Source organism: Ignavibacteria bacterium, assembly GCA_025612375.1.
Lineage (GTDB): Bacteria > Bacteroidota > Ignavibacteria > Ignavibacteriales > SURF-24 > JAAXKN01.
The window spans coordinates 150,892-164,424 of record JAAXKN010000006.1 but is presented as its reverse complement, the minus strand read 5'-3'; the positions used below and the strand labels follow the sequence as shown (position 1 = coordinate 164,424).

Annotated in this window: 11 protein-coding genes and 1 pseudogene; 10 read left to right on the top strand and 2 right to left on the bottom strand. The window is 44.0% G+C overall.

Translation table 11 applies throughout. The annotated features are described in order from the left end of the window. Positions 1-205 precede the first annotated feature (205 nt). From HF312_06585 to HF312_06540, 10 genes are all read left to right on the top strand, one after another. Complete coding sequence (locus HF312_06585) at positions 206-631, top strand: hypothetical protein (GenBank protein MCU7519868.1); 426 nt, start codon at positions 206-208, stop codon at positions 629-631. 233 nt (positions 632-864) lie between these two features. Next, a complete protein-coding gene (gene nrfH / locus HF312_06580; protein MCU7519867.1) occupies positions 865-1,494 on the top strand; it encodes a cytochrome c nitrite reductase small subunit in 630 nt (209 codons plus the stop codon). Between the two features lie 62 nt (positions 1,495-1,556). Continuing rightward, positions 1,557-3,017 (top strand): ammonia-forming cytochrome c nitrite reductase, encoded by a 1,461-nt coding sequence (gene nrfA / locus HF312_06575; protein ID MCU7519866.1) that lies wholly within the window; start codon positions 1,557-1,559, stop codon positions 3,015-3,017. Positions 3,018-3,152: 135 nt separating this feature from the next. Next, complete coding sequence (locus tag HF312_06570) at positions 3,153-3,965, top strand: hypothetical protein (GenBank protein ID MCU7519865.1); 813 nt, start codon at positions 3,153-3,155, stop codon at positions 3,963-3,965. Between the two features lie 129 nt (positions 3,966-4,094). Continuing rightward, on the top strand, positions 4,095-5,321 hold the full coding sequence (locus tag HF312_06565) for a hypothetical protein (GenBank protein ID MCU7519864.1): 1,227 nt from the start codon (positions 4,095-4,097) through the stop codon (positions 5,319-5,321). Between the two features lie 63 nt (positions 5,322-5,384). Then, positions 5,385-7,085 (top strand): hypothetical protein, encoded by a 1,701-nt coding sequence (locus HF312_06560; GenBank protein MCU7519863.1) that lies wholly within the window; start codon positions 5,385-5,387, stop codon positions 7,083-7,085. Positions 7,086-7,392: 307 nt separating this feature from the next. After that, positions 7,393-8,172, top strand: a complete 780-nt coding sequence (locus HF312_06555; GenBank protein MCU7519862.1) for a hypothetical protein — start codon at positions 7,393-7,395, stop codon at positions 8,170-8,172. Beyond that, positions 8,169-9,689 carry a hypothetical protein gene (locus tag HF312_06550; protein MCU7519861.1) on the top strand — a complete coding sequence of 507 codons (1,521 nt, stop codon included), beginning with the start codon at positions 8,169-8,171 and terminating at the stop codon, positions 9,687-9,689. Before HF312_06555 ends, HF312_06550 begins: the two co-directional genes overlap by 4 nt. A gap of 111 nt (positions 9,690-9,800) precedes the next feature. After that, a complete protein-coding gene (locus tag HF312_06545) occupies positions 9,801-11,501 on the top strand; it encodes a PorV/PorQ family protein (GenBank protein ID MCU7519860.1) in 1,701 nt (566 codons plus the stop codon). A gap of 253 nt (positions 11,502-11,754) precedes the next feature. Beyond that, positions 11,755-12,873 carry an MFS transporter gene (locus HF312_06540; protein ID MCU7519859.1) on the top strand — a complete coding sequence of 373 codons (1,119 nt, stop codon included), beginning with the start codon at positions 11,755-11,757 and terminating at the stop codon, positions 12,871-12,873. An 18-nt stretch (positions 12,874-12,891) separates the two neighbouring features. On the opposite strand, the pseudogene HF312_06535 reads toward HF312_06540, so the two are convergent. Next, positions 12,892-13,191, bottom strand: a pseudogene (locus tag HF312_06535) (metal-sulfur cluster assembly factor). A 2-nt stretch (positions 13,192-13,193) separates the two neighbouring features. Beyond that, positions 13,194-13,469, bottom strand: a complete 276-nt coding sequence (locus HF312_06530) for a hypothetical protein (protein ID MCU7519858.1) — start codon at positions 13,467-13,469, stop codon at positions 13,194-13,196. Between the last annotated feature and the right edge of the window lie 64 nt (positions 13,470-13,533).

Sequence of the window (13,533 nt, the reverse complement as noted above, 5' to 3'; positions counted from 1 at the left end):
TTGATTCAGATCATACTGCATAAATTATTTTCTAAGTAAAATGAATTAAGTGACTGAAGTAATCACAATGATTCATTTTAAGACATTCTTCTTCTGTGATTCATTTTAAGACACTCAGATTAGTGTAAATCCTGCTTTTTTACATTTTGCGGAATTGGCACAATAATTGGGTTATTATTTATGAATTTTTAATGCCGGGAGACGTATGGAACTTGTACCAATTATTCAGATCAGCTTAGCCCTTTTTTCAGGACTCCTGCTGCTGGTGTTACTTATATCCTACATCGTGTTCAAGATGAACAAGAGCGAACAGACAACTCAGATCCAGCCGGAATATGGCATGCAGATGAGTCATGGCTATTATTCAGAAATGAGACAGGAGCAGAGTTATCCTCAGACTTTGAGTGTTTATAACGAGTACAATCCGTCATATAATGGGATGGAGAGCCAGCAGCTGCAGGCGCAGCCCGCCCCGAGGAATGAATATTCATCAAGGCAGGGCAGGTATACGGTAGTTTATAATGAAACTGCCTCAGGCGAAAAACAGGCATACTACCCCGAACGCGCTTCGGGATACAAGCACAGGTTTGCCCCAACAAAAAATACAAATGCTTTTGCGCAGTTCAAGTAACCCGCCGCATAAGTAGTTTCTAAGGCCGGAGGGAATCGTTCCTTCCGGCTTTTTTTTCCCCCGCTTGCCATGTCCGGCATGTATTTAAATAATTTAAGCTTCAAGTATTTACTTTTTCTCCAAAATTCGTATCTTAAGGTACCCAGGAACATATACTGACTTGATAAGCCTCGGCAGTTCTACGCCCGGCGGATTTACAGTAACTTTACAAGAAGAACTATTGGAGCATCTGTATGCAGGAAGAGCCCCGTCAAAAAGTCCCGGCTGTAAAAAGAATAGTTAATGCCTTTGTTCCTCCCGATAAGTGGAAAGTGCCGGTAATTGTACTGCTCGGCATATTTGCCGGGCTTGGAGTTTATGTTTTTGTCATATCCAATGCAGTTTCCTATCTTTCAGATAATCCCGAGACGTGCGTAAATTGCCACGTCATGAACCCTCAGTATGCAACCTGGCAGAAGAGCAGCCACGGGCGCGTTGCTACGTGTAACGGCTGTCACGTTCCGCACGACAATTTTGTGCGCAAATATTTCTTCAAGGCGTCCGACGGCCTCAGGCACGCAACAATATTTACCTTCAGGCTGGAGCCCCAGGTAATTACAATCAAAGAAGCAGGGGCAGGGGTGGTGCAGGAAAACTGCATAAGGTGCCACTACTTCCGCGTGCAGATGGTTTACGCAAGAAATATCACTTATAAAGATTACCTGAAAGGTGAGGGCCCCGTATGCTGGAGCTGCCACAGGGAAACCCCTCACGGGCGTGTGCGAGGCCTGGCCTCGGCACCTTATGCAAGGGTCCCTAACCTCTCGCCGGCAGTGCCGGAGTGGCTGAGAACTACTGTACCGGAAAAAGATAAATCGAAATAGAATCAGAAAATAAAAATCAAAATATATCTTTCACAAGTTCAGGGGCTTAGAATATGAGACCAATTCAGGAAATAATAAAAGGAAGGCCGTGGCTCGGATGGCTGATTTTCCTGGGTACAGTTGTTATAGTTTTTCTAATCGGAATGCTGGCCGCTTCAATTGTAGAACGCAGGCAGGAATCGGCAGCTCTTCAGATGGTAAAGCCGATTGCCGACTGGGAGCCTAGAAATGAAAAATGGGGCGAAAATTACCCCCGGGAGTACCAGAGCTATCTTGGCACAATGGATACAACCTTCAGGAGCAAATACGGCGGCAGCGCAATGATAGATTACCTGGATATAGATCCTGAGCTGGTGGTTATCTGGGCAGGATACTCATTCTCAAAAGGCTATAACCAGGGACGGGGGCATTACCACGCAATTCAGGATATCAGGAATATTCTAAGAACAACTGCTCCACAGCCTGCAACGTGCTGGACGTGCAAGAGTACAGACGTGCCCAGGGTGATGAACCAGATCGGCGTGGCCAACTTCTACAAGGGCACATGGCTCGATATGGGGCCCGAAATATATAACCCGATCGGATGCCAGGACTGTCATGACCCCAAAACAATGAACCTCCGCGTTACGCGTCCGGCACTCATAGAAGCCTTTGCGCGTCAGGGAAAAGATATTACAAAGGCCACGCACCAGGAAATGCGTTCGCTGGTCTGTGCGCAGTGCCACGTGGAATATTACTTTAAGGGAAAAGAGGAGCATTACCTGACCTTCCCATGGGACAGGGGGATGATTGTCGATTCAATTGAAGGGTATTATGACAAGGTGAACTTCTCCGACTGGACGCACGGCCTGAGCCGGGCGCCGATGCTGAAAGCACAGCACCCTGATTATGAAATGTTCAAAACAGGCATTCACGCAGCCAGGGGACTCGCCTGTGCCGACTGTCACATGCCTTACCGCAGTGAAGGGGGAGTTAAGTTTACGAACCACAAGATACAGAGCCCGCTTAACGACATCGCAAATTCCTGCCAGGTTTGCCACAGGGAGAGCGAGGATGAGCTGAGGAGAAATGTTTACGAGCGTCAGGATAAGTTTGAAGAAGGAAAAAGAACCGCTCTCAGGGATCTGGCAAAGGCACATATTGAAGCAAAATTTGCCTGGGATAAAGGAGCTACAGAAGAAGAGATGAAGCCTGTCCTCCAGGCGCTCAGGCATGCGCAGTGGAGGTGGGATTATGTATCTGCGGCCAACGCATACAGCTTCCATTCACCCGTGGAATCGCAGAGGATACTGAATACATGCATGGAGAGGGTTCAGGATGCAAGACTTCAGATTACGCGTGTTCTTGCAAAACACGGCTATACGGACGCAGTTCCGATACCTGACATTTCAACAAAGCAGAAAGCGCAGAACTTCGTGGGACTTAAAATTGAAGAGATGACTGGAATGAAGACCGAATTCCTGAAAAATGTTGTGCCCGGATGGAACCAGAAGGCGCTTGAACGCCAGTCGAAGATGAAGTAAATATTTAACTTTCCATTATACGGCAGCAGGCGGCAAAACCTGCTGCCATAAATTATACAGACTTAAATTTATCTTGCCACTTGAAAGACTGATGATTATGTTTCGGGAGGTTTTTCAACCATAACGGAACAATAAATGAAACTTTTTTCCTCTTCAGTCAGATATCTGCTATTTATAATCATTCTGTTTGCCGGTAGTTTATTTTGCCAGACAATTAATGATTCAGAGCTTAGGAAAGTCGAAACTCTGGGCAGGCAGTTATACGAATATGACATGGCCTGCTGGGTTGCCTCTGACTCCCTGATGGCCTCAAACCCAGATCAGTCAACTCTCGGTACATTCCTTGCAGCAAGGGAAAATGGCATCTGGAAAGTGGGCTTCGGCAGATTAAGTGATAACTCTGATTTATTTCTTCTTTTCCATGAGGCTGTATACAACCCTAAGGAGAATACGTGTAAAGTTACTTCCTTCAAAGAGCCCCAAAAAAACACAGGCTTCTATTTTAATGCAGCGAAAGCTTTGGAAAAAATGTTTGCAGCTGTAAAGCCCGAGGCTCCGCCGTACAACTTTGCCATAATTCCCGCAGGCAAGGACAATTTATATTTGTATTTTTATCCTGCACAGGCCTCCTACAGTACCTACCGTTTTGGCGGAGACACAAGATATACATACAGTATTAAAAGTAATTCAATTACAGATACATTAACGCTTCACAAGACCATATTAAACATGCCGTACGTTAAAGACAAAACGCAGGAAATAAACGGGACGTTCAGCACTGCCATCATGACAAGTATACCCGTTGAAACCGATATTCTTTATGTTCTGTCAAGAAAATTTCCGGCACAGCATTATGTATCGACAGAAAAATGGGTTTTTATAATAACCCCGGATGGTAAAATAACCAAATTCCCGGCTGACAAATTCAAGGAATTGGGAACGAAATAATATATCAGATGGCAGGCTAATGATTAGCCCGGAACAGAACGTTTGAACCGGTGCCGGGAAAACAATATATTTGTGTAGCTAAAAACTTGTTCATTTTTGCATGCTAACTGAACCAATAAGGGAACCAGAATGAAGCAAATACTTATTCTTTTATTTCCGGTTATTTTTTTCATGAGCCTGAACGGATGCAGCAAGAAAGATAATAATATGCCCGTTGGCCCCGGGGACCAGGGCACTCCAGATGGAATTTATTCGTCAGAAGGCCTGGTTTCATGGATCAGCCCCTACACAGAGGTTGCGTGGAATTTTTCAGGTGATAAACTCTCCTGGGACCTGTCAAATTATAAAAAGGAAACCCCTGAAAGCCAACTGGCTTTCGATTATCAGTCATCATATAACTACAGCTTCAAAACCGACAACTCTTTTCTTATAGTAAATCCGCTCGACGTAAACAAGTACCTGCAGTCAGGACCAATGTATTTCCATTATAAGCTGGATGGCGGTAAACTTATGCTTTCTCCCGGAAGAATATATACCGGCAGTTCAAATAACCTTACCGGAACAGTCTGGGAATTTAACATATCACCCTCTATCTATGACGAATCGGTAAAATACATATATAACAATGATAAAACGGGATTATATATTATCGGTACGCTGGATACCATCAGATTTACATACAGCACTGAGGGGAACACAATTTCGCACGAATACAGTTTCCACGGAAGAAAAGTTTCATTTAAGGGGACATATGAAATAAAGGATAATAAATTCTATTTCTATGACAGGCAGGGAGAAGGAAAAAGCGAATTTGAATATGAAAATCTGGGAACGCTTACACTCTATAAGTCGCCTTCCACAGGGGGGACAAAAGACTTCTTCCCTTTATTAAAAGGCAACCGCTGGGATTTTTATTATTACTTCGCCCCTGAGAGAAGTTATGGAACGGCCTACACCTCCGGAAATCTGAGCTGGGAAATAGTCTCTGCATCCGGGCCGGATGAAAATAAGATTGCCCGCTACGGCGTGCGTGAGATATTTGAAGGATATAAAATTCAATCATCCGGGGATAGTGTATCTGTCGGACCCGATACGGCATACTTTAACATCACTGAAGACGCTTATCACCGTCTGACCATAAACTCACAGCTTACCGCTTTAGGTGAGGTTAGAATTAAAAGATTTTACAATGATAATGTACCCGGTTCAGTAAAGATAAACGCCTTTAACTATACAAGCCACGAGATAACACTCGTGCGCAATTCAGGCCCCTCTGAATGGAAAATCGGGATGTCGTCCAACAGCGACATATCCGGTGTATTAAGGACAATAAACAGACTTCTGATAGTTGAATAGCCGTGTCATAAAATTTTATAAGAGAAAACAAACTGCTGCATTTTCACATATTACGGAGTTCAAATGCGTTTCAAAAGTTTTATTACTTTTTCAATATTGTTTCTTTTCATTACCGCTTCAAGGCTTTCTGCCCAGAGGGGATTTTTTGATTTTACAAATTATTCGGGCAGCACCTCCTCTTACGGCCTGGGTGAAGAGGGAGTAGCCTTAAGGAACGGTCAGGATGCATTCACATTTAACCCTGCAAATCTGACCTATTCCGATAAGGTCAGGTTTTCACTGTATCACAACCAGTTCCAGTATACGGGTTACGGCTATCCGATAAACAATTTCACTGCCGCCGTTAAACTTAATGGAATCAGCACATTAGGGGTGCAGTATCTGAACCAGGATTTCGGAAATATTCCTGTCACCTCGATGGACGACCCTGACGGCACGAAGGGACACACCGAACATTATTATAATTATGCTCTGGCGCTTGCTTATGCCATGAAAGTTTCTGAAGGATTATCTGTAGGCCTGGCAGTTAAATATGCTTATATGCATATGGGAACACCATCCCAAAAATCACTGCTTTATAGCGGCGGAATTAACTATCAGCCTGAAATATTTAATAATAGAATCAATCTGGGGTTTTCACTTATGAATATGGGGGCTCCTGTTAAAATCAGATCCCCTTATCTTAACCCGGCAAACAGGAATGAAACTATCTGGATAGACAAGGATTATCCGGTCTCATCAACGATTCATTTTGCAGTAAGTGCAGTACCTCTTGAAACCGATTATCTGTCAACTTCAATGCAGATAGGCTTTGGGAAGTATCTTATAAATAACGGCAGTGATGATTCCAAATCATCCTTCTCAGCACTCTTTAACGACTGGAAAGATTTCCCGCGCGATGCAAGCCTTAGTACAGGCCTGGCTTTTGAGTGGAAGCCTCTGGATTTGGGTAACGGCTTCTCGTTTTATCAGAACTTTTACCTGGGAACAACTTCTCCGGGTCCCGAGCTGTCCATGTATAATAGTTTTACCCATGGCGCTGAAATGGGAATCGGGTATAAGGAATTTTCATTCTCAGCAGGCTATTCCGGAAGATGGCATAACGCACAGGGATTTAATATGTATTTCCCCCCGGAATTCCCATGGGAAACTTTCCAGTTCAGCCTTGAATGGGATATAAACAAGCATTTTAACCGGGAATCTCAAAGTAAAGCTCCTGTAGCCCTGAAGAATATATTGGTTTCATTTGGCAGCGGGTATAATTTCAGAACGGGGCATCTGGTTCCAAGCGAGCTTGAGCAGTTTTGCAAATCCAGAAACGGCATTGCATATTCAATTGAGTCCGCATTTTATTTGGACAAGAATAATGCACTAGTTGCGGCATTATATTATACTCAAATACCCGTCGTGGTAGAATACCAGTTAGAATATTGGAAATATACGAGCAAGAATGATTTAGAAACATTTGGCATTTATTCTGCTTACAGGTATCATCCTCTTGATGCATTTCCGACACTGTACATTCAGGGAGGACCGGGTATAGTAAGAATAAATCCAGTAGGACCAAGCATTCCGAATTACCAGTATCAGGCTTCTTTAAATATGGTTACAGGAGCCAATCTGGATTTCTTCAGCAATAACATTATTATAAGTCCTGAGCTTAACTACCAGCTGATGTTTGTCCCTATCAATACGTCAACAGCCCCAAGGCTTGGCGGTGAAAACCAGATAGCCCTTGCTGTAAAAATAGGCTACAGGTTTTAGTTTAAATAAAATATTGAAAAATCCCGGGGCATTGGATTTTTATATTTAAGTTATTAAATTGCCTGTACCTTCTTATAAAAATTTATTAAAGCGGAGTCCTATCGAAAATTTATACTCTATTTTGATACTACATAAATGGAGTAATAATGACCTGTTCAGCCAATAGCAGCCTGTCTGCCTGTGTCTCGCTTTGCGTTTCCTGTCCGCTGATTGATTTTAATTTCTGAACGCTTTTTTGCGCAATGCCGCTGCGGCGGTATTGCGTTAAGAATTGGAATATAAATCAAAAAACAAACAGGACGGACCAATGCAGCGGACATTACTTTTTATTCTTATCTCTGTCATTATTCTGGCAGGGTGTGAAAAGATCCCGACCGGAGTTGTAGATAAAACAGATGAAAGCTTTCACATCACAGAAATTGAAGCTCCGGCAGATGTCAATTATTATAACGATTCTTCATTTACCACTTCCTTAAGGATTGAAAATCCTTCGTGCCTTAAAGACATCTGGATGGATATTTCATACTCCGGAGCGTCAGTTGTTTTTAATCACATCAGCCTTCTTGACGATGGAAATCTTCAAAATGGCGACTTGCAAAAGGGTGACAACTTATTCTCAGCCAGGGTGTTTCTTTCAGACAAAAACCTCAGCGGCCTCTACCGTGTAAATTATTTCGTGAATGCGGACGGGGAAATATTTCCTGCCGGAGTTCATACATTTAACTTTATCAACGGGAAGCTGAACAGCGCCCCGGTCATTTTCAATCTTCAGATGCCTGACACCGTCAGTACCGGAGAGGTATTTGTATTCAGCGTAAAGGCCTTCAGTGCCGCCGGGCCGGCAGATATAAAAAGAGTGTTCTTCAGGTTCGTAAGACAGGATGGGACTACCTCGGATCTATTTGATATGCATGACGATGGCAATGCTGAAACCTTTGGCGATGAGGCTTCAGGTGACGGCATCTATTCATTTAAGAATTATTTCAGCGAGGCAGCAAAGGGCCAGTCAAGAAAATTCATATTCCAGGCTGTAAGCTATAACGATTCCTTGAGCAATACTATTACTCACAACATATACATAAAATGAAGACAGCTAAATTTATTGTACTCTTGTTTTTTATCTCACAGAGCCTGCTTGCTCAGTCACTGCCAAAGAGATTCATGCTAAACGGCACAGATGAAGAGTCTGCAGATTCTCCTGCGGGAAACGATATCGGGGACATTATTGCCCTTGGCGATACAGTCGTCATTTCAACAGGTGCAGGTGTAAGCCGCAGCAGCGACAGAGGTGAATCGTGGACAAACTTCTTAAACCTGAGCCCATCGGACAACAGGGCAATTTCGGCACTGGCATATCATAATGGAGTAATTTGGGCGGCTTTCCAGACTGAAGTGGAGCAGCTGGGAGAAATGCAGCCTGCGGGAGCGGGCCTCATGTACTCAACCGACAGAGGCGCGAGCTGGACTTCAATTCCCCAGCCTGTTGACAGTAAAACTGACACTCTGATCAATTATGGGAAAAACATACTCAAAATAGTGCCGATTCACACAAAAGTAAATAATATTTCCTATGACATTGAAGTTACTGATAATACTGTCTGGATTGCTTCCTGGGCCGGGGGCCTGAGGAAGAGCAGCGATATGGGTAAAACCTGGCAGAGGGTTGTACTGCCTACAGACAGTCTGGATAGGATTTCACCGGAAGATACCTTGAATTTTACGGTTAAGTCGCAGGACCTGAATGAGTTGGTTTTTTCAATTGCCGCAGTTGACAGCCTTACATTATATGCGGGCTCAGCAGGCGGCATAAATAAGACCACTGATGGTGGTCTTAGCTGGCGGAAATTCAACCATATTAACCAGACAAAACCGATAAGCGGCAACTGGGTCACATCCCTTAATTATAACCAGCTCACAAAAACGCTATATGCAGCCAGCTGGAGGGCCGAAGGCAGCAGTGAATTTTATGCCCTGAGTTTTACATCCGATGGCGGTGAATCATGGACAACTGCTCTTGATGGAGAAAAGGTTCTTGCAATCGGGTTTATGGGTGAAGACGTTATTGCCGCAACCGAAAACGGAGCCTACAGATCCGGCAATATGGGAAAAACGTGGATACTTCCAGGCAGGATTACCGACAGCCGGTCAAAGCTTTCACTTAAAACAAACGTGTTTTATTCGGCAGCTTCCGAGGGTAATGACATATGGCTCGGTACCGGTTCCGGCCTGGTAAGACTGAAAGAAAACGGTTCAATGTGGAGCGGGGACTGGAGGATATATCTGGCAAGTCAGGCTCTGAGGACTGAGTCTGAGACTTATGCTTTCCCGAATCCCTTTTCTCCCGACGTTGAAACTGTAGGAATAAAGTATTCCACGGGAGCCAAGGCATCAGGTGTTACAATCAGAATATTCGATTTCGGGATGAATCTTGTAAGAACGGTAATTCAGAATGCCGAAAGGGGCAGTACGCATGAGGGCACTGCTATTGACTTCTGGGATGGAAAAGACGAAAGGGGAAGTATTGTTCCAAACGGAGTCTACTTCTACAGAATCGATATTGATGGCGGCCAGCCGTTATTTGGAAAGATTATGGTAGTTTTGTAATTCGGGAATTGAGGGAAATTCTTCATAAATGCTTCCGTTTTTGATAAAAGTTTTATTAGTTTAGCCAAAGAAAAATACATTGCTGCATAGTTCACATATTACGGAGATTAAATGCATTTCAAAAGGTTCTTTTACTTTTCTTTTTTCTTAATTCTGATATTTGCCTCAGAACTTCCGGCCCAGGGAATTTTGGGTTTTGCAAATGATGCCGGCAGCACTTCGACTTATGGAATGGGAGAAGAGGGGGTTGCATTAAGAAACGGGCAGGATGCATTTACCTATAACCCTGCCAACCTGACATTTTCGAAGACCATCAGACTTTCTTTTTTCCACAACCCGTGGCAGGTCATAGAGAGTCTGCCTATGAATAATCTGACTGCCGCTTTCAAACTCAAAGGGATTGGCTCATTCGGGCTGCAGTTCATAAGAGAAGATTTTATGGACGTTGCTGTCAGGACTTCTGATAATCCGCTACGTTTTGTAAATGCTCCTTCCTACGGTTATGCTCTGTCGCTTGGCTATGCCGCAGAAGTTGCAGACGGACTCTCACTGGGCCTTTCGCTTAAATATGGAAAGCAGGTTCAGGCAAACTTGTTCATGGATGCCCTGCTTCTCAGCATGGGATTGAATTATGAACCCGCCGTATTTAACAAAAGAGTTGACCTGGGCTTTTCACTCATGAACATGGGAAATCCGGTTAAATTTAAGGTGGATGAATCGGTAAAAAGTTACAGGTATGAAGAGAATTATCCTTTTTATCTGGAATATAGCTGGCCTGTTCCATCTATGATGCATTTGGGCCTGAGTGCAGCACCACTTGAGACTGATTACGTATCGGCTGAAATTCAGCTTGGCCTGTCAAAGTATCTTGTAAGTAAAATAGAAGGAAAAGAGGCAAAGTCATCCTTTAATGCACTCTTCAATGACTGGAAGGATTTCCCCAGTGATGCAAGCCTCTCTACAGGCGTGGCATTCGAATGGAAGCCCCTTGATTTGGGACATGGTTTATCGTTCTATCAGAACTTTTTTCTGGGAGCAATTTCTCCTGGCCAGAAGATACGGTCTTTTAACAATTTTTATACACATGGGGCTGAAATAGGAATAGGGTATAAGGAATTTACATTTTTGATGGGATATTCCGGAAGGTGGCATGACGTAGACCTTGCCTACAACAGAATCATGGCATTCCCCTGGGAATCTTTCCAGTTCAGCCTGGAGTGGGACATGAATAAATATGTCCATAAGGAATCCGGCAGCAGAGCTCCCTCGGCCCTGAAGAATATAATAGTCTCACTTGGCAGCGGATACAATTTCAGAACAGGGCATTTGATTCCGCCTCACTATGATATGTCCGTTAAATCCAGAAACGGCATTTCATATTTATTGGAAGCTGCCTTTTACATGAACAGCAGCAACGCCCTAATTTCAGCATTATATTACACTAATATACCTTTTGAATTTGAATATGAGAGATTTTGGGGGAGAGTTATAAATAAGGATAATCTGGAAACATTTGGCATTTACTCTGCTTACAGGTATCATCCGCTTGATGCCTTTCAGGCACTGTACGTCCAGGGCGGCCCGGGTATTGTAAGATTAAATCCTGTAGTAAATTACTCTCCAAGATACCAGTATCAGGCATCACTAAATATGGCCGCAGGTGCCAATCTGGATTTGTTTAACAACAACGTACTCATAACCCCGGAACTTAATTATCAGCTGATGTTTGTCCCGCTCAATGCATCAAAAGCACCCAGGCTTGGCGGTGAAAACCAGATAGCCCTTGCCGTAAAAGCCGGCTACAGGTTCTGAGAATAATACTCCGAAAAAGATGAAGCCCGAAGAAAGCTTTTTGAAGCAGTCTCCGGGCTTTTTTATTTTATCAATTCTTTAATTCTTCTTACATTTGCAATCCTCATCAGCGTGCACGTAAATATGCATCAAATGTGAAATTAAAAATTCTTAAACTAATAAATTAAAGGTTAACTAAATACGGGTGGGTGTGTACAAGGAAAAAACAGAAGAAGAACCAAAAAAATCGCTTTCACGCTTCCAGGTAATACTGATGTCAGTTGCCGCGGGCGTGGCAGTTGCCAATATATATTATAACCAGCCGATCTTAACTGAGATCAGCGCCTCGCTTAATATCAATGAAACAAGCGCAGGCTTCATTTCCATACTGTCACAGGTGGGTTACGGGCTTGGACTTTTCTTTATAACGCCGCTTGGCGACAAGATAAATAAAAAGAAACTGATCGTTGTCCTGCAGGCATTTCTATTCCTGGCACTGCTTTTAATAACAGTTGCGGGCAATATTTTTCAGGTCTGGGCCCTAAGCCTTCTCATTGCCATATTCTCCGTTTCCGTGCAGGTAATAATGCCGATGGCTGCGGGGTTAGATCCTGAGAACCGGGGGCAGACGGTAGGTACAATATTTACAGGCGTACTGATAGGCATACTTGCTGCCAGGGTCTTCAGTGGCTCAATTGCAGAGTGGTTCGGCTGGCGCTACGTTTACGGCATATCGGCTTTTGCCATCCTTTTAATGATAGTCCTTCTGCAGATATCCCTGCCTGAGGTTAAGAATTACTTCAAAGGGAGTTATCCGAAACTGCTCGCCTCTGCACTGGAACAGGTCAAACGGTTTCCTCTTCTACGCTCCGTCAGTGCAATAGGGGCGCTTCAGTTCGGAGTATTCAGCTCATTCTGGACAACGCTTACATTCCACCTGAGCGGAAAGCCGTTTTATTACCACAGCGACACGATAGGACTTTTCGGCCTCGTTGCAATTGCAGGAGCCCTGATGGCCCCCGTTCTTGGCAGGCATGCCGACAGGGGAGGAAGCCGCAGGGTCCGCTTTGTGGCAATTGCACTCATAATTTTCAGCATTGTTCTTATGATGGTTGTCCAGACTTCTGTAATTGCACTAGTTACGGGGGTCCTGCTCCTGGACGTAGGCGTGCAGGCAATGCAGGTGACAAATGTGGCGCTGATCTATACGCTGGATGAAAAGTCGCACAGCAGAATAAATACGGTTTTTATGACCTCGGTTTTTCTGGGGGGATCCGTGGGGACTTTAGCCGGTGTCCTCAGCTGGCGCCACGGCGGCTGGACGGGTGTAACAGTACAAATGCTAATATTCAGCTTACTTATTCTTTACATACTTCTTAAGGAAAGGAAGTAGCTTAAGAATACACTGTGTCTAATATCCCAGTTCGCTTTTTGCCTGGTCGCTCATCTTCTCGGGCGACCAGCGGGGGCTCCATACAAGGTTAATTGCTACTTCCATTCCGGGGTCCAGCGCCCGCAAGCTTTTCCCGGCCCACTTTGTCATGCTGTCATGCATCGGGCATCAGGGAGTTGTAAGAGTCATTGTTACTTTTACAAAATGCTCTTTTATCTCAAGGCCGTAGACGAGCCCCAGGTCAACAATATTAATTCCAATCTCAGGATCTATAACAGACTTAAGAGCCTGCATTACTTCACTTTCACTTAAAACCATTCTTACTTCACCATTATTTTTATCATATTAAAAACAAAAATTAAAACGCTCAAAAGCATCAGTATAAAGAATATCTCTACCATCAGGGCTGAGTCCAGTATGAGTGAAACTACGGCTCCTGCAAGGCTGGCAATCATCATGTAATACTCTGCCCGTGCGAGGCTTTCATTATACATCTCCTTTAGCATTGGGACCTTCTCCAGCCCGGCCTTGCTGCTGTACTTGTGATACCAGGTAAGGAAGGGAAGTATCTTGTACATCTGTCCTACTATCAGCATTGATATAAATCCGAAGAAGACCAGGTACCCGTATGCCAGATTGTACTTAAAGGCTCGGTTAAGA

Excerpts from the sequence above, each read along its gene's own strand:
- HF312_06565 (MCU7519864.1), top strand. The coding sequence starts at position 4,095 with ATGAAGCAAATACTTATTCTTTTATTTCCGGTTATTTTTTTCATGAGC.
- HF312_06555 (MCU7519862.1), top strand. The coding sequence starts at position 7,393 with ATGCAGCGGACATTACTTTTTATTCTTATCTCTGTCATTATTCTGGCA.
- nrfH (MCU7519867.1), top strand. The coding sequence starts at position 865 with ATGCAGGAAGAGCCCCGTCAAAAAGTCCCGGCTGTAAAAAGAATAGTT.
- HF312_06570 (MCU7519865.1), top strand. The coding sequence starts at position 3,153 with ATGAAACTTTTTTCCTCTTCAGTCAGATATCTGCTATTTATAATCATT.
- HF312_06585 (MCU7519868.1), top strand. The coding sequence starts at position 206 with ATGGAACTTGTACCAATTATTCAGATCAGCTTAGCCCTTTTTTCAGGA.
- HF312_06550 (MCU7519861.1), top strand. The coding sequence starts at position 8,169 with ATGAAGACAGCTAAATTTATTGTACTCTTGTTTTTTATCTCACAGAGC.
- HF312_06540 (MCU7519859.1), top strand. The coding sequence starts at position 11,755 with ATGTCAGTTGCCGCGGGCGTGGCAGTTGCCAATATATATTATAACCAG.
- HF312_06530 (MCU7519858.1), bottom strand. The coding sequence starts at position 13,469 with ATGCTGATAGTAGGACAGATGTACAAGATACTTCCCTTCCTTACCTGG.
- HF312_06560 (MCU7519863.1), top strand. The coding sequence starts at position 5,385 with ATGCGTTTCAAAAGTTTTATTACTTTTTCAATATTGTTTCTTTTCATT.
- HF312_06545 (MCU7519860.1), top strand. The coding sequence starts at position 9,801 with ATGCATTTCAAAAGGTTCTTTTACTTTTCTTTTTTCTTAATTCTGATA.